Origin of the sequence: Paraburkholderia tropica (assembly GCF_014171495.1) — a bacterium.
GTDB lineage: Bacteria > Pseudomonadota > Gammaproteobacteria > Burkholderiales > Burkholderiaceae > Paraburkholderia > Paraburkholderia tropica.
In genome coordinates this window covers 1,363,550-1,384,317 of record NZ_CP049136.1, presented here as the reverse complement: position 1 = coordinate 1,384,317, position 20,768 = coordinate 1,363,550, and the positions used below count along the sequence as shown (strand labels likewise).

Sequence of the window (20,768 nt, the reverse complement as noted above, 5' to 3'; positions counted from 1 at the left end):
GCGCAGCGCACAGGAGTCACTGCACCCATGTCCGATACCGAAATCGTCCGCATCGAAACCAGTCAGCGCATGAGCCGCGTCGTCAAGGCGGCGGGTCTCGTTTTCGTCGGCGGCCAGACGTCCGCCGATCCGACCGTCGACGTCAAGATTCAGACCGCGAGCGTGCTCGCGAAGATCGACGGCTTTCTCGCCCAGGCGGGCATCGACAAGTCGCGGCTCGTCTCGGCGCAAGTCTGGCTCGCCGATATCGGCCGCGATTTCGCGGGCATGAACGAAGTCTGGGACGCGTGGGTGACGCCCGGTCAAGCGCCCACGCGCGCGACCGTCGAAGCCCGGCTCGCCGCGCCGCATCTGCTCGTCGAAATCGCGGTGATCGCCGCGCAGTAGTGCCCGCAGTAGCGCCGTAACGCGCTGACGCGCTCTTCCATCGATCGGCTTCGCCACGAGGCCGATCCGCTTCGAATCCGGCACGCGCAAACGCTTGCGTGAGGCGGAATCCGCAGCCGCCTCTCATCCGCCCGTGTGCAACGCACGGGCGCGGCGGCTGTCACGAATTCTTCCCGCACCCTCGCTTTACCTTCCCGCTCGCACCCGAAACTTTCTCCCTCGTAATACGTTGTAATCACAACCTTTCACATTACGTCACGGATCGGTCACATCCGCGTGGCTGAATAGCGCCCCAACGCGCTGCGCCAGGCTTTCACGCCTTACCGCCCGCCACGCCGCGCGTGCTTACAAGAAATATCTTCGTATCGAGAACCCGTGCCTCCGGCTGCAAGGAAGCTTGCACGGCCACGTCATCGACCAGCAGAGACGCAAAAGCGGATCGGCCCCGGCGCCCCGTGCAAGGACGGCGCCGCCTGCGCCGACTGCCCGCCTGTGTTTTCCCCCTGCCTGACTCGTGCGCTGGCCGCCACGCCCGGATTGGCCCGTCCACCACGGCGACGCGTCACGCGCGGCGTCGACAGAACGAGAAAAAGGCTGCGATGAATCACCTCTACCGTGTCGTGTTCAACCGCGCGCTGGGCGTCATGCAAGCGATCTCCGAGCACGGCCGCACGCGCGCCGGCGCGGGTCGCGCAACGTCGCGCAAGATCGGCAACGCCGCGCCCGCTGCATCGTGGCTCGACGCTCAGTCGCACACGCTGCGCAAGCAGCGCATCGCGCAGATCGTTGCGCTCGTCACGGCGGTGATCGCGCAAGGCCACGCCCACGCTGCCAGCACGACCGTCGTGATCTCCACCGATACGACCAGCTCGCAGAACCTCGCTGCCAACGGCACGGTCACCGTCAACGCGGGCGTCACGCTCAACGTGAGCGACGGCAGCAACGCGATCGCCGTGAAGGGCACCGGCACCATCACGAACAACGGCACGATCGAGGAAACCGGCACCGTTGCCGCGGGCACGGACGGCCGCGCGATCCGCGACAAGTCGGACCCGCTCACGCTCACGATCGTCAACAACGGCACAATCTCGGCCGCCGACGACGACGCGATCCAGATGCAGTACAGCGACAACAGCGTCAAGCTCAGCAACTACGGCAAGATCATTTCGTACAACGCGAGCGAAGGCGGCGCGCAGGCGATCGACTTCAATGCGATCACCACCGGCACGAACTCGGTCTACAACGGCGCGGGCGCGCTGATCCAGGCGTACGAAGCCGACGCCGTGCGGCCCGGCGTGAACGGCACCATCGACAACGCGGGCACGATCTACGCGTACAACGCGGCGGCCACCATCGACGACGGCAGCGACGGTATCGACGCGCAAACCAACACGGGGGTCGTCGTCACCAACGAAGCCACGGGCCTGATCGAAGGCGCGCGTCACGGCATCACGGGCGGCAATACCGACGTGACCACCTCCGGCGCGTACACGCTCTCGGTCACCAACGCCAAAGGCGGCGTGATCCAGGGCGACGACGGCTCGGGCATCAACATCGACGGCTTCAACGCGAACGAAGTGGTGACGGTCAAGAACGACGGCACGATCACGGGCAACGGCCGCACCGCGGACGGCGACGGCGTGGACGTCGACGGCATCGTCAACATCACGAACACCGGCACGATCCAGTCGCTGCACGCGAACGGCGACACCAGCGAAGGCGTGACCGTGGGCGGCGGCACGATCATCAACTCGGGGACGATCGCGGGCTACAACTCGGCGACCAACGACATCGACGGTTCGCCCAACGCGGGTCTCGGCCGCGGCATCACGCTCGCGGGCCTCGACAAGGACCCGACCACGGGCGACCCCATCGCCACGCAAGGCATTTACGCCGACACGGTGATCGACAACAGCGGGCTGATTTACGGCCAGAGCGCGGGGGCGATTGCGGTCACGGGCGCGGCCAACGCGTTCACGGTGTCGATCACGAACGAGGCCGCCGGCACGCTCGAATCGGGCGGCACGGAGGCCGTGGTCTCGACGGCCGGCAACGACGCGACGATCGTCAACTACGGCACGATCCGCGCCGACGACTCGGGCAAGGCCATCGACCTCGGCAGCGGCGACAGTGCCGTGCAGATCCTCGGCGGCGTGGCCTCCGTCACGGGCGACATGGACGGCGGCACCGGCACCAGCACGCTGACGATGTCGCCGGGCTCGGGCAATGCCTTCACGTACAGCGGCGCGATTTCGAACTTCTCGGCGGTGACGGTCGGCGCGGGCACGGTCTCGCTCTCGGGCACGAACACGTACGCGGGCGCGACCGCCATCGCGGGCGGCGCGACGCTCGCGCTCACCGGCACGGGCAGCCTCGCCCAATCGGCGGTGACCGCGAACGGCACGCTCGATATTTCCGGCACGACGTCGGGTTCGTCGATCGCGAGTCTTTCGGGCAGCGGCACGGTCAACCTCGGCGGCCAGACGCTCACGCTGACCAATGCGAGCGGCACGTTCAGCGGCTCGATTTCGGGCACGGGCGGCCTCACCATCGCGAGCGGCACGCAAACGCTCACGGGCGTGAGCACCTACACGGGCACGACGCTGATCCAGACGGGCGCGACGCTCATCCTCTCCGACTCGGGCGACATCATCCTCGCGAACGTGGTCAACAACGGCACGCTGCAGGTGGAAGGCACGCTCGGCAATCTCTCGGGCACCGGCACCGTGTCGGTCGGCAGCGGCGGCGTGACGCTCTCGGGCGGCAGTTTCGGCGGCACGGTGGCGGGCAGCGGCGCGGTCACGGTGACGGGCAGCGAAACGCTCTCGGGCGCGAGCACGTACACAGGCGCGACGTCGATCACGAACGGCTCCACGCTGGCGCTCACGGGCAGCGGCAGCATTGCGGCGTCGAGCGGCGTGACCAACGCGGGCACACTCGACATTTCGGGCACGACGTCAGGCGCGTCGATCACGACGCTGTCGGGCAGCGGCGCGGTCGCGCTCGGCGCGAAAACGCTCACGCTTACCAACGCCGCCGATACGTACGGCGGCGTGATCGGCGGCACGGGCGGCGTGAACGTGAACGGCGGCACGGAAACGCTCACGGCCGCGAACACCTACAGCGGCGGCACCGTCATCGGCACGGGCGCCACGCTCGCGCTCACCGGCGCGGGCAGCATCTCAGCGTCGAGCGGCGTGACCACGAACGGCACGCTCGATATCTCGTCGACGACGTCCGGCGCCACGCTGCAAAATATTTCGGGATCCGGAACAGTCAGTCTCGGCGCACGCACGCTCACGCTCGCCAACGCGAACGGCACCTATGGCGGCAGCTTCACCGGCACCGGCGCGATCGTCAAGCAAGGCAGCGGCTCGCTGATCCTCAACGGCAACAGCAGCACGTTCAAGGGCACCACCGAAGTGAATGCGGGCCTGCTCGAAGTGGGCGATATCGACAACGCCACGGCCGTGCTCGGCGGCGATGCGAGCGTCGACGCCGCGGGCACGCTGCGCGGCCACGGCACGGTGGCTGGCAGCGTGACCAACGACGGCACGGTCGAACCGGGCGGCTCGATCGGCACGCTCACGATCGGCGGCAACTATACGCAGGCGTCGAGCGCGACGCTCGCCATCGAAGTGAGCCCGAGCGCCGCGTCGCAACTCGCGGTCAACGGCAAGGCCACGCTCAACGGCGTGCTGGCCATCACCTACGATCCGGGCACCTACTCGGCGCACACGTACACGCTCGTTTCGGCGACGGGCGGCGTGAGCGGCACGTTCAGCAGCGTCACGAGCACGGGCCAGTCGAATATCGGCACGCTCGCTTCGGCGGTGACGTATGGCGCGAACGACGTCGAACTCGTGCTCTCGGGGACGAACACCGGCACGACCGTCGTCGCACCGACCAACACGAGCATTTACACGGCCACGGGCACCTCGGCGATTCTGGCCGCCCAGGCGCAAAGCGCGGCGCTGCTCGGCCGCCTCGGCAATGCCGCGATGAATGGCGCGACGAATGGTTCGACGGCAAGCGCCGGCAATCCGGCGGGCTGGATCACGGCCACGGGCATCCAGACCAAGGTGGGCGGCACCGGCGGCGCGCCGGGCTTCCAGGCCGACCGCTACGGTTTCCTCGCGGGCCTCGAACAGACGCTCGGCGCGTACACGGCGGGCGTCGCGGTGGGTTACGACCACAGCGACACCGACGAATCGAACACGGGCGACTCGGGCACCACGGACACGCTGCGCGCCGCACTCTACGGCGGCCGCGCATTCGGTGCCGTGAATCTGGGCGCCACGCTCGGATTCGGGCTCGACTTCCTCTCGCAGAAACGCCCGTTTGGCTCGATCGGCACCGCCGAAGGCGATCACATGGGCGAGGAATTCAACGTGGGCGGCCAGGCCAGTTTGCCGATGACGCTCGGCAGCTTCACGGTGACGCCGCGCGTCGGTCTGCGCTATGCGTATTTCCACGCCAACGATTTCAGCGAGGGCGGCGCGGGCGGCCAGGATCTAGCCGTGGGCAGCGACAATGTGCGCAGCCTGCAACCGTATGTGGGCGTGACCGTCGATCGCGCATTCGGCGATGCGCTGCGGCCCGTGAACGCACAATTGCGCATCGGCTACGCGCATGAACTGCTCGACGCGAACCGCGCCGTAAGCGTCGCCGCGAGCGACGGCACGCTGTTCACCGCGCCCGGCACGAGCCTGCCGCGCGGCTATTTCACGGCGGGCGCGGGCGTGACGCTGCATCCGCGCAAGAACCTGACCGTGTCGCTGAGTTACGACGCGCTGATCAACACGACGCATGCCTCGGCGCAACAGGGCGAGGTGCGCGTGGGTTATCAGTTCTGATGGGCTGAAGCGTAAAGTGTCGCGCCGTTCGTGTGTGAATGCGGACGGCGCGTGCGCTTTAGTTGGACCGCTTCATCGCCAGCCGGTCAGGCGCAGCAGACGCGCGAACAAACCGCGCTCGCGTGGTGGCTCGAAAGTCTCGAACTCAATCTGCTCGGGTTCATCGGAAAGCAGCAGCAACATTTCGGGCGTCGTCAAAAACGAACGGAACATGAGTTTCTCCTTCGGGCTTCAAACGGATTCACGTTTCATGTCGATGCAGACGCAAAAAGCGCGCCACCCGTGCATGCCCGGCTCGCCCTAACGGACAAGGCGCTGACAAGGCGCGGACAGCGCACGTAAAAGCGCGCCTTCCGCCCCTTTGCACCGTTTGAGCGCATCACGCACAGGCAGCGGGCGCGGGGCGCAAACCCACGGTTCGCACCGCGCCCATTTCCGCTACATTTAACGTCTCCAGCAAGGCCGAGCGATGCGCGCGCATCGACTCGCCGACCTCCGCCTTCGTCACACGAAACGCGTCGAGCGCATCGTTCGCGATCAACAGTGTTTGCGTCGGCTGCGCCATCACATCGTCAATTGATTGCCGCCGACTTTCGCGCACGATACGCAATCGATCGATATCGCCCTGCAAGGTCGCGCCGCCATCGAAAATATCGACGTAATCGGCAAAACGCAGTCCTTCCGATTCGAGCAACGCGCGCGCAGGCGCCGTCTGCACATGCACTTCACCGACCACTGCGCGCGCCTCGCGCGACAACAGCGCCATATAGAGCGGATGACGCGGCATCAATTCGGCGATGATCGACTTGCGGCCCAAACCGACGAGGCGATCCGCTTCGGCGAACTCCATGCGAAAGAACGGCCGGCACACGGCGTCCCAGAATGGCGAGCGTCCGCGCGCATCGGTGACGCCGCGCATTTCGGCCACGAGCGTCTGCGTGAAGCGTTCGCGAAACGCCGCGATAAACATGAAACGCGCCTTCGACAGCAGCGCGCCATTGCCGTCGCGCCGATACTCCGGCGCGAGAAACAGCGTGCACAATTCACTGTGCCCCGTGTGATCGTTCGACAGAAAGAGCGCCGACGCGTCGCTGCTCACGCCCACGCCGCGCGACGTATGCAGATAACGCCCGATGCGATAGTTGTACCAGGGCGCGTCGAGCCCCACCGCCGCTTCGATGCCCGAGACGCCCGCCACGCGCGCATCGAGCGTGTCTTCGAGCACGAACAGATAGCCTTGCTGCGCGAGCGGCAATGTGCCCGCGAGCGTCTGCACGCTGCGCTCGATGCGTGCCTCGATCATCGCGAGATCGGGCATGAACGACGTCATGCCCACGCCTGCACTGCGCGCGAGCGCGAGCAACGCGGGCGCGTCGCCGGCGTGCGCCATCCGTACCATCATCATGATCGCGCTCCGTTCATGCGTGCGCCGTGGGCGCGAAAACTTCGGCGAGCATGCAGCGCGCGCTGCCGCCGCCCACGTGCTCGATGGTGTCGATATCGACCACGACGGGCGTCGCGTGCGCTTCGATCAGCGCGCGCTGCATGACGTCGAGCGACGCCCACGCGGTGCGCGACATCACCAGCATCGGCGCGCCGTCGCCGTCGCGCAGTTCGAGCATGTTGCCCGCGAACGCCGCCAGTTGCGCGCCGCTCAGTTCGATCACGTGCTTGCCTGCCGCGCGCAAACTGGCCAGCACGTCGCGGCGCGCCTGCACGTCGGTGATCGCATCGAGACACACGCCCGCGAGCGCCGTGCCAATCCACATCATGACGTTGGTGTGATAGATGGGCGCGCCGCGCGCGTCCACGGCATCGAAAACGATCGTCTCGTAGCCGAGCCATTGCGTAAGCGCGTCGAGCACCTGCTGATGCGTACGCGGCGAACGGCACGCATAGCAGCGCCTCGTATCGCGATCGAACACCACGCTGCCGGTGCCTTCGAGAAAAACGGCTTCGCGCTCGTAGCCGCTCAGATCGACCGTGACCGGCCATTGCGCGTGCCGCGCCAGCGCGCCCAGCACCGGACCGTGACGTTCCTCGCGGCGATTCGGCGCGCGCATCGGATACAGCACCAGCGAACCGTCCGCATGCGACGACCACCAGTTATTCGGAAAGATCGAGTCAGGCGTGGGCGGATCGAGCGTGTCGTCGACCACGAGCACGTTGATGCGGCGCGCGCGCAAGGCATCGACATAAGCCTCGAATTCCGCGAGCGCCGCGCGATGCACGCCGTCACGCTGCGGCGCATCGTGCTGGAAGAGATTGTCGCGCGCGGTTTCCGGATTGAACGCGAAGCGCGCGGGGCGCACCATCAGGACAGTATCGGTGGTTTGTTGAGACATGGCGGAGCGGAAAATTAATTTGGAATCCAGATCGTTTTACGATCCACGATCCGATTATTCTTCCAGATACCGCGTGCGGATCATTGCGATTTCGCCGTCCGCCACGCCCCTTCCCTGCCGTTATCGCGCGCTTGTTCAGCCGATTCGGCTGCGCTTTTATACGCTTGTATGCGCGCGAATTCACGCACCTTAGCGGCGCTGACTGCCGTAGACGGCGAACGAAAACGCCAGATAAGCCGCGAGCGTGGAAGTCATGTCGCCGACATCGGTGGTCGGATTCACTTCCGTGATTGCCATCGCCACGCAATGCGGCGCCAGCATTTCCACCATTTCGAGCGCTTCAGCCGAGCTGATGCCGCCGGGTTCGTGCGCGCCAGCGCCCGGTGCGTAAGCCGGATCGATCGCGTCGATATCGAACGAGAGGAAGATATGATCCGCGCCCTGCGTGCGCGCGAGAATGCGTTCGACGGTGGCCGCGGCACCGAGCTTGAGTACCTCGCGGGCCGACAGATGCACGAGGTCGTTATCGTGCTTGAAGCGGCCGGAAGCCGGAAAATTGAAATGCCGCTCGCAAACCTGAATGCACTGGCGCGCGTCGATGCGATCGAGTTCCAGCGCGCGACGCATGCCGCTCGACTGGCTGTAGCGGCCTTGCGCCTCGCTCGAATCCATGAGGTCCAGATGCGCGTCGAAGTGCACAATCGCGATCTTGCCCGGCAGTGCGTCGTGCACGCCCTTCGCAACCGGATAAAGCAGGCTGTCGTCGCCGCCGATCACAATCGGCATGCGGCCGTTGCCGAGCGATTCGCGCACCGCCGCTTCGGTCGCTGCGAACGTCGCCAGCGTATCGTTCGACACCGCCACATCGCCACGATCGACGAGCAGGTTTTCGCCGACTTCGAAAAAATCATCGGTTTCGAGGCAATAAACCTTGCCGTCCTGAATGCGCATATTGATCCAGCGCGCGGCATTTCGGACGCGCTCGGGCGCGTAGCGCGAGCCCGGATAGCCGAGCGACGACTCGCCGTCGAACGGCACGCCCCAGAGATCGCACTGCTTGAAACGTTGGGAGGACATGACGGAAACTCCTTAAAAAATAGCGTGCTTGCAACCCGGTGCTGCACGCAATACAGACGCGATGTTCACGCGATGGCGGCACGACTCACTTGAGCGCGCCGCTCAGAAACTGACGCAGCCGCTCGCTGCGCGGCGACGCGAGTACGCTGTGCGGATCGCCGCTTTCCTCGACGCGCCCCTGGTGCAGAAACACCACCTTGTTCGAGACCTGGCGCGCGAAACCCATTTCGTGGGTCACGACAATCATCGTGCGCTGTTCGGCGGCGAGATCGCGCATCACACGCAGCACTTCGCCGACGAGTTCGGGATCGAGCGCCGAAGTCGGCTCGTCGAATAACAGCACGTCGGGCTCCACGGCCAGCGCACGCGCAATCGCCACGCGCTGCTGCTGTCCGCCGGAAAGATGCGCGGGCCACGCCGCGTGCTTCTCGTAGAGGCCCACGCGCTGAAGATAATGTTCCGCGCGCTCCACCGCCTCCTGACGTTTCACACCGAGCACGCGCATTGGCGCTTCAATGAGGTTTTGCAGCACGGTCATATGCGGCCACAAATTGAAGTGCTGAAACACCATCGCGAGACGCGTGCGGACGGCACGCAATTGCGCCTTGTCGGCGCTTTCGAGATCGCCTTGGGCGTTGCGGCGCAGTTTCAGCTCCGCGCCGTTGACGTAAATTCGCCCTTCGCTTGGCTGTTCGAGCAGATTGCAGCAACGCAGCAAGGTGCTTTTTCCCGAGCCGCTGGAACCGATGATGCTAATAACGTCGCCACGTTCGGCACGTAGCGACACGCTGTCGAGCACCGTATGCGTGCCGAAGCGCTTGCCGATTCTGTCGATCAACAACGGAGACATGAAGGCCGTTCCTCAATGCGCACGCGGCGCAAGATGCCGCAACCAGCGAGATTCGGCGAGTCGAAAAAGACGCGTGAGCGCAAGCGTGAGCACGAGATACAAAGCGCCCGCCGTCACATACGGCTCGAACGAGATGTAGTAATTCATGCTGACGTAGCGCGCCACGCCGGTGATATCGAGCAGCGTGACAGTGCTGGCGATCGACGTGGCCTGCAACATCATGATGACTTCGTTGCTGTATTGCGAAAGCGCGGCGCGCAACATCGACGGCAATACGATGCGCCGATACACCAGCGCGCGGCTCATGCCGAAACTCTGCGCCGCTTCCACTTCGCCGTGATGCACGGTGCGGATCGCGCCCGCGAAGATCTCGGTGCTATAGGCGGTGGTGTTGAGCACGAACGCGAAGATCGCGCAGAACGTGGCGTTCGAAAACCACGGCCAGACCGACGAATCGCGCATCCACGCGAATTGCGCGAGCCCGTAATAGACGATGAAAAGCTGCACGAGCAGCGGCGTACCGCGCATGACGAGCGTGTAGCCCGCAACCGGCCACGCGACCCAGCGATTGCGCGACACGCGGGCGATCGCCAGCGGCACCGCGATCACGAAACTGATTAACACCGAAGCACATACGAGCCAGAGCGTGAGCAGCAGGCCGTGCAGGAACATCGGCGCGTTGAGCCAGATAAGATCCCAGTTCATGCGCGCACCTCGCGTGCTCCGACGGCGAAACGACGCCCCACATAATGCAGCGCGATCAGCGAAACGATCGTCACGATCAGATAGAACACGCCCGCCAGCACGTAGAACGTGAACGGTTCGCGCGTGGCTTCCGCTGCGCCGCGCGCGCGGAACATCAGATCGTGCAAACCGATCAGCGACACCAGCGCCGTGCCCTTCACGAGCACGAGCCAGTTATTGGTGAAACCGGGAATCGCCAGACGTACCATCTGCGGCAACAAAATGCGGCGATACACCTGCCACGCGGTCATGCCGTAGGCGTAGCCCGCTTCGGACTGACCGCGCGCAATACGCTGGAGCGCGCCGCGAAACGTCTCGGTCATATACGCGCCGAAAATCAGTCCGAGCGTGAGCGTGCCCGCAACGAAAGGATTCAATTCGAAATTGGCGTCGCTGCCGAGCGCGGTGAGCATCTGATTGATCGCGCCCGGCAAGCTGTAAAACACGATGAACATGATGACGAGATCCGGAATACCTCGCACCACCGTCGTATAGAGCGTGGCCAACCACACCACGCGTGGCTTGCCCGACAGTTTGGCGAGCGCGCCGATCATGCCGAACGCGGTGGCGAGCACGATGGAAGCGAACGCCAGCGCGAGCGTCACCGTACCGGCTGCCAGGACCGAGCGTGTGTATTCCGCAATCATGGTCTGAATGAAAACTGAAAACGAGTAAGCGTTATTGCGTGACGTTCGAACCGGCGCCGAACCACTTGTCGTTGATCTTCTTGAGTTCGCCGTCCTTGCGCAGTTGCGCGAGCGCCGTGTTGAACTTCAGGCGCAGATCGTCGTCCTGTTTGCGCACGGCGATCGCCACACCCTCGCCCAGCGCCTGGCTGTCCTTGCCCGTGTACGCCGGACCGATCAGGCCAAAGCGCTGCGCATTTTCAGGCTTCGAGAGAAAGCTCGAATCGATCTGCGCCTGATACGAAAAGTGCAGATCGGCGCGGCCCGAAGCGAGATCGAGATACGGCTCGCTGCCCGACTCGTAGCGCTTGATCGTCGCCACATTGCCGAAACGCTGCGTGATGAAGTTGTCCATCGGCGTGCCCGTCTGCACGGCGATCGTCTTGCCCTTCAGTCCCTCGGGTGTGATCGCCAGATGTTCGCTCTTCGGGCCGACGAAGCGATAGACCGGAAATTCATAGACGTCGGTGAACGCCATCACGCGCTTGCGTTCCTCGGTGATATTGAGCGACGAGATCAGCGCGTCGTATTTCTTGCCGAGCAAACCGGGGAACATGCCGCTCCACGCCGCGTTGATGACGTTGCATTTCACCTGCATGCGATCGCAGAGCGCGTGAATCAGGTCGATGTCGTAGCCGGTGAGGCTGCCGTCGGGCGCGACGGATTCGAACGGCGGGAAGGTGGCGTCGGTGGCGACATTCACCTGGGTCCATTCTTTCGCGTGTGCGAGCGGCGCACCAAAAGTGGCGCAGGCGGCGGTAATCAGCAGAAGGCGGGCGTAGCGTTTCATCGTCGGTCTCGTGAGGTGGCTTGCTGGATGGATTTCGGGGCGGCGCATCAAGGCGCACCGCGCAGGTATTGGCGTGCTAACGGTATCGATCTGGTTAGCGGTTTCTCGCTGGAATCCGGCGTCAATTATTGCGGCGCATAAACCGCGAGTCATGTCGAAGGACGTCGCCACGGCAGCGCATTTGCGTCGCAGTTACGCGCATGACGACCGATTCCGTCGCGCCATTTAATTCGGATGACGAATCAATGACTTCGGAAAAATAAATGGAGTGCCCCATAAAAACCTTAGAACGCCAGCGTTTGCTTGATTGCTGCCAGCTCCGGGCTGCTGGCGATCTTGTCGATATGAAAGCGTGCGTTGTCGAGCCAGGTTTCGGTCAGCTCGCGGTAGTGATGCATGTCGCGGCACTCCATACGAATCAGATAATCGAACTGCCCGCTCACCAGATAGACGTCGAGCACCCACGGCGCGCTCGCGAGCGCGGCTTCGAAGGCGGTTTGCGCGGCGCGCCCGCTCTGATTCGACAGCGCCACCTGCACGAACAGCGTGAGGCACGGCGCTACGCGACGCATGTCGATCAGCGCGCCGTAACCCGCGATCACGCCCATTTTTTCGAGCTTGCGCACGCGTTCGAGGCACGGACGCGGCGTGAGATTGACGAGTTCCGAGAGCCGCTGATACGTCACGCGCCCGTCGCGACGCAACACGTCGAGAATCGCGTGGTCGATGCGGTCGAGGTTCGCGCTTTCGTGCGCGTTCGGGGCGTGTCGTCGCATGGCGGACTCGTCAGATCGGCGGCGCGATGACCCAGACCGCCACGGCGGGCTGCGTCTGCGACGGGTTGCGCCACGTGTGCGCGAGCGTCGGCGGAAACGTGAGCGTGTCGCCGGCTTTCATCGAATACAGTTCGCCGTCCACCACCATGTCGAGTTCGCCCTCCTTCAGATGCACGAAGTCGACGGCGGCGTTGAGCTTGTACGGCTCCGGGCCCGAGCCGCCGCCCGGCTCGATGACGGACAACAGCGCCATCAGATGCTCGTTGCCCACGCCCGCGATCAGATACTCGTGCATGCCCTCGCCGCCCAGGCTGATCGGCCGGCCTTCGCCCGCGCGCACGAGGTTGGTCGCGGGCGGATCGAACAGCGTGCCCGGACGCACGCCGATCGCATCGCAGACTTTAAGCAGGGTGGCGACGGACGCCGACACCGCGTCGCGCTCGAACCGGCTCAGAAACGACTTGGTCACGCCGACGCTGTTGGCCACCTGCTCGATCGAGAGTCCGCGCGCCTTGCGCAGCGTGCGCAGCCGCTCGCCAAGATTGATGTCGTCGCGCACGGGCCGCAGCGGACCCGTGGGTCGGCGCACGGCTTCGGCGAGTTCATCCTCGGCACGGATTTTCGTGGACTTCGCAGCAGTGGCGGGTTTTCGCGGCATGCGTAATGAGTCGATTCAGGAAAAGGTGTCCTGATAGTACACGAAAGTTTCCTTCGTCAAAAATAAACTCGGACGCAACTTTTGTCGCCTGATTGTCAACTTTTTGCGCATCAAGAAGGCGCATACGACGGTGTTGTATCGACAACAATATTTGTAAACATTTGCTGCATTCATCTCGCATCTATCTTACAATTGATAATGATTCGCATTCTGATGCGCAACGCGCCGGCGCGCCCTTTTTCTCTAACAACAATCGACACACCATGTCTCAACGGGAATTTCACGCGCCGGGCAGCCAGCGCACCGCAGTCGCTCGCGCAGTCCACACGCTTGCTTTCGGCGTGATCGCCACGGCCGCGCTATCGGGCGCGGCGCACGCACAAACCACCACGAAGCCGGACGACGCCTCAGCGGACGCGAACGCGGTCCTGCCCGCGGTGGTCGTCAAGAGCAGCTCAGCGCCGGGCGCGCTGCCCGCGCCTTATGCGGGCGGCCAGGTCGCGCGCGGCGGTGGGCTGGGCGTGCTGGGTACGTCCAATGTCATGGACCAGCCGTTCAGCACGACTAACTATACTGAGCAATTCATTCAGGACACGCAGGCGCGCACGATCGGCGATCTCGTGGTGAATAACGCCTCGGTGCGCACCGAACAGAGCAGCGGCGGTTTCGGCGATGTGTTCGAGATTCGTGGCTTCGCGGTGCAAGCCACCGACGTCGCGCTCAACGGTCTGTACGGCATGGTCTCGGCCGCGCGCGTGCCGGTGAATCTGCTGCAACGTGTCGAGGTGCTGCAAGGCCCCGGCTCGCTGATGTACGGCATGGGTCCGGGCGGCAGCGTCGGCGGCGCGATCAACATCGTCACCAAGCGCGCCGACGACGAACCGCTTACGCGTCTCACCGCGCTTTATCAGTCGAAGAGCCAGTTCGGCACGGCGGTGGATATTGGACGCCGCTTCGGCAGCGAAGGCCAGTTCGGCATTCGCGTGAACGGCCAGATCAAGGATGGCCAGACCGGCATCGCGCACGGCAATCAGCTTCAGGGCGATAGCTCCGTGGCGCTCGATTACCGCAGCAAACAATTCCGCTGGTCGCTCGATGCGTATAACGTTTCCGAAAACACCGACGAACTGCGCTCGCAAATTGGCTTCGGCACCGCGACGGCCGTGCCCGCCGTGCCGTCCGCGTACAACAATCTGTATCCCGGCTCGAAGCTCAAACTGCGCGACACGGCCGTGATGACGCGCGCCGAATACGACTTCAACGATCACGTGACCGTGTATGGCGCCGTGGGCGAGCATTACGGCACTTCCGAGCAGAACTTCCCGTCGGCGAGCGGCATGACGAACGACGGCGCGTTCAGCGTGCGCAACGGCTATTACGACCAATACACGCGCACGAAATCGGTGGACGCCGGGCTGCGTTTTCACTTCGACACCTTCGGCGTAAAGCACACGCTGGTCACGGGCTTCACGAGCCTGAATCAGGAAATCGGCTATTTCTACGCGCTGGGCGCAACGTCTTCGGCGGTGCCGTCGAATCTGTACAGCCCCACTCCGCTTCCGGCGATGACCACCGCGCGCGGCGACATGCAGCGCAGCAGCCAGACGCGCCTGAACAGCCAGCAGGTGATCGACACGATGTCGTTCTTCAACGACCGGCTGCTGATTACCGGCGGCTTCCGTCGACAAACGATTGGCCTCGACAACTACAACACGTCGACGGGCGCGCGCACGAGCACGCTCGATCAGCAGGCGATCACGCCACTCGCGGGCATTGTCATCAAGCCGCTGTCGAATATCTCCGTATACGGCAATTTCACATCGGGTCTGACGAACGGCGGCACCGCACCGGCCGGCACGGCGAACGCGGGTCAGGCGTTCGCGCCTTACAAGTCCAATCAATATGAAGCGGGCGTGAAAGCCGATTGGGGACGCGTGCTGACTTCGGTGTCGGTGTTCCAGATTTCGCAGCCGAATGGCGTGACGAATCCGCTCACGAATATCTACGGTTACGACGGCACGACGCGCGTTCGCGGTCTCGAACTGGCCGCGTACGGCGAGGTGTTCCGCAATCTGCGTCTGATGGCGAGCGCGACGTTCTACGATCCGAAACTGCAGGGCACCGCGGGCGGCACGAACGACGGCCACGATCCGGCGGGTGTGCCCAAATTCGCCTTCAATCTCGGCGCCGATTACGATCTGCCGTGGATTCCGGGCCTGAGCGTGAACGGCCGCATCATTCATACGGGCGCGCAGTATTACAACGCGACGAATACGCTGCGTCTGCCGGCGTGGACGCGTTATGACGTCGGCGTGCGTTACGGCATGCAGGTGCTCGGCAAGGACGTGGTGCTGCGTGCGAATGTCGAGAATCTGTTCGGCAGCCGCTACTGGATTCAGCAAGGCACGTATGTGACGAATGCCGCGCCGCGCACGTTGCTGATGTCGGCGGAATTCAACTTCTAAAGCGCGTTCGGCGCGTCTTACCGAACCGCTTGCGGGGGCATGGCTTCGCGCTCATAGCGCAGGTCATAGCCCCGTTTCTTTCGCGCAATGCGCGCAAAGCCGAGTTCGCCAAGATGCATCCCGGCGACTAACAACCCTTCCGAACTGACCACGTCCAGCAAACGCGAACGCGTGCTCGCCGCGAGCGAAGCATCCTGATCGAATGCGATCGACACATCGGGACGCTGAATCTGAATATGCGGAAAATGCACCACGTCGCCCCAGATCAGCAGACTGCGTTCGCGCGCTTCGACAATATAGCCCGTATGCCCTTCCGTATGCCCCGGTAGCGGCATCGCGCGGATGCCGGGCAGCACTTCGCCGGCGTCGAACGTGCGGATATCGCCATAGGCGTCGAATACGCGGCGCGCGATTTCGAAGTTTCCGCGCGCGCGTTCGCTGGCGCGTGCCAGATTCGCATCGTCTTGCCAGAAGCGAATTTCTCGCGTGTTCACCACGAGTTCAGCGTTGGGAAAAACCATGCGTCCATCGGCATTCACCAGCCCGCCGACATGATCAGGGTGCGCGTGCGTGAGCAGAATGGTGTCGATCGCCGACGGCTCGATACCGGCAAGCAACAGGTTATTTTGAAGGCTCCAGCCCCATTGCTTGATGCCGCCAGCGCCGCCGTCGACAAGAATGGTTCGCCCGGCTCCACGTAACACATAGCAATTGATATGCACGGCAGTCGGCGTTTGCTCACCGGCGTCGCGCTGCATTGTCGACGCTTCGGTCGCGTCGATATTCGAAAGGAAATCGAGGCTGGCATTGAGATAGCCGTCGCTGATGGCGTGGATCGTGAAATCGCCTGCTTGATGACTGGGAAAAGATTGCGTGGACATCCTGATTCTCCAGACTGCCTAATTGCGTGCGTGAATCGTCGAAGCCGCATAGCCAAAACAACGAATACGCGCCTTGAGGCCGGTACGCCGGGTAATCGCGCCGTCGAGACTTTCCATGAAGCGGTCCATGACCGCTGCAGTACGAAACGCGTTGAGCCGATACTGGATTTCCGCGAAAACGGGTTGACCGTATCCATGCCGAACGGCGGAATAAATCACGTGAACATTGCCGATTTCCACTTCGAGTTTCTCGGTGCAGAGTTCGACGCAATCGCGCGACAGTTCGCCAAGCTGCGCATCGGACGGCATCCGGTCCGCGCGAATATGGAAAGTCAGGTTGGGCATTGCGATGCTCAGTCTTTCTGGCCGGACGATATCGCACGCGCGCTGGTCAATTGATCGGCCATCGGTGCGTAAAGATAGATGCCTGCGGGCAAATCCTCCGCGCGCGGCGCATTGCTCCGAGGCAGCACCGCGAGCCAGCGCTTCTCCGGAAACTTCTCCAGGGCCACGGCCTGCATCGCCCAGGGTTTCCGGCCCAACTGAATCAGCGGATCCGGGCCGTTTGCGCTAAGCACGAGCCATTCATCGGCTTTCACTGCGGGCGCGAGGCCAATATCGCTGTAGAGATTCCGGTGCCAGTCCGTAATGTGTTGCTGCCACTTCGCGAAATTGCCGCCGCCTTTCTGGCGATATTCCTCGCTCGTCAACACGTCGAGACTGTCGACCGTGTGCATGGCGAGATAAACCGGGCAACCCGCGCTCATCGCCTTGAATCGTTGTGAGCTGCGAAAGCCGGTCACCGAAATGAGCGCGGGCAATTTGTCGAGGCTATAAAAGGCGTTCCACTCGGCCTCGCTATGCGGATCGGCGAAACTGCATTCCACGGTGTAGATCATCGGTTGGTCCTTCGAAACGGATTAGCGTGCGCGCATTCATTGCGGTTTGGTAATGGTAATCTGGGGTCTGCCGCATAGATAACGAAATAAAGTCAGCCTTCAATGACATTTAATCAAGCTGACGATCAACACCCTCAGCACGCTAGAACGGAGAGAACCTCAGTGCGCCGCAAGATTCCCAGCCATTCCGCGCTACTCGCTTTCGAAGCCGCAGCCCGACACGGCAGCTTCGCCCGTGCCGCCGAAGAACTGGCGCTCACCGAAGGCGCGATCAGCCGCCAGATCGCCCGGCTGGAAACATTTCTGGGCGTGTCGCTGTTTAAACGCGTGGGTAATCGCGTTCGGCTCGCGCCCAATGGCACGCGCTACGCGGCGCAGGTCCGGGAGATTCTCGATCGGCTGGAGCGCGACAGTCTGTATCTGATGGGGCAACCGGCCGAAGGCGCCAGCATCGATATCGCGGCCATTCCGACTTTCGCCACGCGCTGGCTGATTCCCCGCCTCAAGCGTTTTCAGCAGCGCCACCCGAATGTGACCGTGCATATCGCCGAATGCATGGAGCCTTTTCTGCTCGCAGGCAGTGGTTTCGACGCCGCGATTCATTTCGATCACCCTGCGTGGGCGGGCATGCATCGACATCATTTGCTGGAAGAAGTGCTGGTGCCGGTGTGCAGTCCGGTGCTGCTCGCGGAGGCGGGTGACAACGCGTCGCTCGATGCGCTGCCGCGCCTGCATAGACGGCAGAATCCGGATGCGTGGCAGGTCTACGCGCAAGCGTCCGGCATCGAGCTGACGAATTCGGCGATTGGCGCCCGCTACGATCTGCATGCGATGCTGATCGAGGCCGCGCTTGCGGGCCTCGGCGTAGCGCTGGTGCCGCGTCTGTATATCGGCGCGGAGCTGGCCGAAGGCCGTCTGGTTGCGCCGTGGCCCGACGCCGGGAGTGTGGCGAAAAACTTTTGCCTCGTACTTCCCGAGCCGATCGAATCGAGTGACGGGCCGCTCCAGGCATTTGCACACTGGCTGCTTGAAGAAGCCCGAGGCGTGGCGATGGAAAACCGCGATCGGAACGCTTATTAAAAGTGATGCGCTGTTAATAAGCGCGTTCGCCGCCCATGCGCGCAATCAACGGCACCACTAGAACCGCTACGACAGCAATAGCCGCCGCCACGTAACCAATATCGGCTACGCCGAGCTTATTGATCGTCAGACCGCCGATGATCGCACCGAGTCCAATCCCGGCATTCGCCATCGACACATTCAGCGTGCCAGCCAGCGCTTGTGAATGCGCCGCCGCCCGCATCACCCGAACCTGACAAATCGGGTAAAGCGCGGTATTCGCCAGCCCCCATACGCCGAGAGCGATCACGAGCATGAACGCATTGCCGATCAACAGCGTCGATGCTGCCATGCCGACTGCCAGCACGAGCGCCGCGATGAACGTCGCGCGCAACGGGTCCTTGCCGACCATATGTCCGCCGATCCAGTTGCCCGCGAGCCCCACGACGCCGAAGCCCATCAGCCACCAGCCCACGGCGTGACGGGGAATGTGCGCCACGCGTTCAAGCAGATCGGCGAGATACGTATAAGACGTGAACATCGCCGTAAAAACGAAAACTGAAAGAACGAGATTGGCGAGAAATACCGGATTCCTGAGAATGCGCATTTGATGGGCAAGTTCAAGGCGCGCCGGTTTTTGAAGCACAGGCATCACGAACAACAGCAGCACCGCCATGGCCAGCGAAAGCGCGGCAAGAATCCAGAACGTACCGCGCCACCCCACGGCATTGCCGACGAGCGTGCCAACCGGTATGCCGAACACCATCGCCGCCGCAATGCCCATATAGACGTTGGAAACCGCTTTACCGCTACGCGCCGGACCCGCAAGTTGTGCAGCGGTTTCGCTCGACGTGCCCCAGAAAACCGGCAGCGCGAGCGCGGGCAGCACGCGGCCCACGCCCACGATCCAGACGTTCGATGCCATCGCGACGAGCGCATTCGAAAACGCAAAGAGCACCAGCAGCGCGACGAATAACTTCTTCCGGTCGACATGCGAAACGAGCCCGGTAAGCAAGGGCCCGAATAACATCACCGTGAAAGCAAACAGCGTGACCAGGCGGCCCGCGTTGGCAATGGACAAACCGAAATCGCGCGCGATACCCGGCAGCAATCCGACGATGATGAATTCCGTCGTGACAATCACGAATGCCGAAATAGCCAGCAGCAGCACGGCCAGCGCACCGTGTGCGGGCGCCGTTCCGTGTTGGGCCGATGTTGTACGCGACGTGGTGGACACGAGCACCTCCAGTTTCAAGGCCTCGAAATCTATCATTGACGTCGCAGAAAGTCGTGCGGCAATATTTCAATCGATTGTTTCCATCGAGTCCACAATAAGGGGTTGCCGTGTTGCCCACTGAGCGCCTGAAAGGCATCGAAGCCTTTGTCGCCGCTGCGGAGTCAGGCAGTTTTACCGCCGCCGCCGACCGCCTCAATCTCACGACATCGGCCATCAGCAAAGCCGTCGCCCGGCTGGAATCGCGCCTGGATTGCAAGCTGTTCGCGCGCACCACGCGCCGTCTCGCGCTGACCGATGAAGGCACCGCGTTCTACGCCACCTGTTCGAGCGTGCTCAAAGAGCTTGCCGATGCCGAAGCCGTTCTCGCGGCACATGGATCGGAGCCGATCGGGCGCCTGCGCATCGATCTTCCGGTCGCCTTTGGACGATTCCGCGTCATGCCCGTGCTGCTGCGTTACGCACAGCGCTATCCGGCAGTGACGCCGCGCGTCACGTTCACCGATCGGTTCGTCGACGTGATTGAAGAAGGAATTGATATTGCGGTGCGTATCGGCGTCGCGCAAAACGGACCCGATGGTCTCGCACGCCGACACCTCGGCACAGAGCACCTGATTTTCTGCGCGTCGCCTGCGTATCTGAAACGTTGTGGCGTGCCGCGCGATATTGAATCGCTGATGCAACTCGACCGCGTGTTATACGGGCGCGCGGATGGCGGTATTTCCGCCTGGAGATTTAGCGAAAACGCAGGGGCCGAGCACCGCGACCGGCCTGGTCGGATGGTACTCGGCAGCGCGGAAGCGCAGGTCGAAGCGGTGAAATCCGGACTCGGCGTCGCGCAACTGGCAACGTGGCTGATCCGGCACGAACTGGACAGCGGCGAGCTGGTCGAGATTCTGCCCGAGCATGCGACCGAAGGCTTGCCGCTTTACCTCGTCTGGCCGGCGAGCCGGCAACTGATTCCAAAAGTGGACGCGCTATTAAAACTGCTCACGAATGAATTACGTATCGATTAATCGACGTAAAACACCGCGGACGATTGCAGCCCGTTAAGCCGCCAT

At 63.2% G+C, this 20,768-nt stretch carries 19 protein-coding genes; 6 read left to right on the top strand and 13 right to left on the bottom strand.

All coding sequences use genetic code 11. From position 1 onward, the window contains the following. Positions 1-27 precede the first annotated feature (27 nt). Positions 28-387 carry a RidA family protein gene (locus tag G5S35_RS29725; protein ID WP_065062483.1) on the top strand — a complete coding sequence of 120 codons (360 nt, stop codon included), beginning with the start codon at positions 28-30 and terminating at the stop codon, positions 385-387. A 599-nt stretch (positions 388-986) separates the two neighbouring features. Further along, entirely contained in the window at positions 987-5,243 is a 4,257-nt protein-coding gene (locus G5S35_RS29720; RefSeq protein WP_183039677.1) for an autotransporter domain-containing protein, read from the top strand. 72 nt (positions 5,244-5,315) lie between these two features. Here the strand turns inward: G5S35_RS29720 and G5S35_RS29715 are convergent, their stop codons facing one another. The 10 genes from G5S35_RS29715 to G5S35_RS29670 all read right to left on the bottom strand — a co-directional run bounded on the left by G5S35_RS29715 (position 5,316) and on the right by G5S35_RS29670 (position 13,169). Continuing rightward, the gene (locus G5S35_RS29715) at positions 5,316-5,456 is read right to left on the bottom strand and encodes a hypothetical protein (protein ID WP_156773838.1); all 141 of its coding nucleotides are present in this window, start codon (positions 5,454-5,456) and stop codon (positions 5,316-5,318) included. A gap of 166 nt (positions 5,457-5,622) precedes the next feature. After that, positions 5,623-6,648, bottom strand: a complete 1,026-nt coding sequence (gene astA, locus G5S35_RS29710; protein ID WP_074983496.1) for an arginine N-succinyltransferase — start codon at positions 6,646-6,648, stop codon at positions 5,623-5,625. 13 nt (positions 6,649-6,661) lie between these two features. Continuing rightward, a complete protein-coding gene (ctlX, locus tag G5S35_RS29705; RefSeq protein ID WP_074983494.1) occupies positions 6,662-7,588 on the bottom strand; it encodes a citrulline utilization hydrolase CtlX in 927 nt (308 codons plus the stop codon). A 189-nt stretch (positions 7,589-7,777) separates the two neighbouring features. Next, a complete protein-coding gene (locus G5S35_RS29700; RefSeq protein ID WP_074983493.1) occupies positions 7,778-8,665 on the bottom strand; it encodes an arginase family protein in 888 nt (295 codons plus the stop codon). Between the two features lie 85 nt (positions 8,666-8,750). Continuing rightward, positions 8,751-9,515, bottom strand: a complete 765-nt coding sequence (locus G5S35_RS29695) for an ABC transporter ATP-binding protein (protein WP_065062492.1) — start codon at positions 9,513-9,515, stop codon at positions 8,751-8,753. A 12-nt stretch (positions 9,516-9,527) separates the two neighbouring features. Beyond that, positions 9,528-10,220 carry an ABC transporter permease gene (locus G5S35_RS29690; RefSeq protein WP_183039676.1) on the bottom strand — a complete coding sequence of 231 codons (693 nt, stop codon included), beginning with the start codon at positions 10,218-10,220 and terminating at the stop codon, positions 9,528-9,530. Then, a complete protein-coding gene (locus G5S35_RS29685) occupies positions 10,217-10,864 on the bottom strand; it encodes an ABC transporter permease (protein WP_237181593.1) in 648 nt (215 codons plus the stop codon). The genes G5S35_RS29690 and G5S35_RS29685 overlap by 4 nt, the downstream gene beginning before the upstream one ends. 73 nt (positions 10,865-10,937) lie before the next feature. Continuing rightward, positions 10,938-11,735 carry a transporter substrate-binding domain-containing protein gene (locus G5S35_RS29680; protein ID WP_074983488.1) on the bottom strand — a complete coding sequence of 266 codons (798 nt, stop codon included), beginning with the start codon at positions 11,733-11,735 and terminating at the stop codon, positions 10,938-10,940. Positions 11,736-12,019: 284 nt separating this feature from the next. Further along, a complete protein-coding gene (locus G5S35_RS29675; RefSeq protein WP_183039674.1) occupies positions 12,020-12,511 on the bottom strand; it encodes an Lrp/AsnC family transcriptional regulator in 492 nt (163 codons plus the stop codon). Positions 12,512-12,521: 10 nt separating this feature from the next. Next, a complete protein-coding gene (locus G5S35_RS29670; RefSeq protein ID WP_080180517.1) occupies positions 12,522-13,169 on the bottom strand; it encodes a helix-turn-helix domain-containing protein in 648 nt (215 codons plus the stop codon). A gap of 263 nt (positions 13,170-13,432) precedes the next feature. Here G5S35_RS29670 and G5S35_RS29665 point away from each other — a divergent pair, with 263 nt between their 5' ends. Further along, a complete protein-coding gene (locus G5S35_RS29665) occupies positions 13,433-15,634 on the top strand; it encodes a TonB-dependent receptor (RefSeq protein ID WP_183039673.1) in 2,202 nt (733 codons plus the stop codon). 17 nt (positions 15,635-15,651) lie between these two features. On the opposite strand, the gene G5S35_RS29660 is transcribed toward G5S35_RS29665, so the two are convergent. Continuing rightward, on the bottom strand, positions 15,652-16,392 hold the full coding sequence (locus G5S35_RS29660; protein WP_420874541.1) for an MBL fold metallo-hydrolase: 741 nt from the start codon (positions 16,390-16,392) through the stop codon (positions 15,652-15,654). Here G5S35_RS29660 and G5S35_RS40345 point away from each other — a divergent pair. Beyond that, positions 16,369-16,914: a hypothetical protein gene (locus G5S35_RS40345; protein WP_420874540.1), complete on the top strand. Its 546-nt coding sequence runs from the start codon at positions 16,369-16,371 to the stop codon at positions 16,912-16,914. The genes G5S35_RS29660 and G5S35_RS40345 overlap by 24 nt on opposite strands. Here the strand turns inward: G5S35_RS40345 and G5S35_RS29650 are convergent. Continuing rightward, positions 16,869-17,414: a sugar ABC transporter gene (locus G5S35_RS29650; RefSeq protein ID WP_183039670.1), complete on the bottom strand. Its 546-nt coding sequence runs from the start codon at positions 17,412-17,414 to the stop codon at positions 16,869-16,871. The genes G5S35_RS40345 and G5S35_RS29650 overlap by 46 nt on opposite strands. Positions 17,415-17,576: 162 nt before the next feature. On the opposite strand from G5S35_RS29650, the gene G5S35_RS29645 reads away from it, so the two are divergent. Continuing rightward, positions 17,577-18,494 carry a LysR substrate-binding domain-containing protein gene (locus G5S35_RS29645; RefSeq protein ID WP_183039669.1) on the top strand — a complete coding sequence of 306 codons (918 nt, stop codon included), beginning with the start codon at positions 17,577-17,579 and terminating at the stop codon, positions 18,492-18,494. 13 nt (positions 18,495-18,507) lie between these two features. Here the strand turns inward: G5S35_RS29645 and G5S35_RS29640 are convergent, their stop codons facing one another. After that, positions 18,508-19,746, bottom strand: coding sequence for an MFS transporter (locus G5S35_RS29640; protein ID WP_082992110.1), 1,239 nt, complete (start codon positions 19,744-19,746; stop codon positions 18,508-18,510). A 71-nt stretch (positions 19,747-19,817) separates the two neighbouring features. Here G5S35_RS29640 and G5S35_RS29635 point away from each other — a divergent pair, with 71 nt between their 5' ends. Then, positions 19,818-20,723 carry a LysR family transcriptional regulator gene (locus G5S35_RS29635; RefSeq protein WP_065062510.1) on the top strand — a complete coding sequence of 302 codons (906 nt, stop codon included), beginning with the start codon at positions 19,818-19,820 and terminating at the stop codon, positions 20,721-20,723. Positions 20,724-20,768 lie beyond the last annotated feature (45 nt).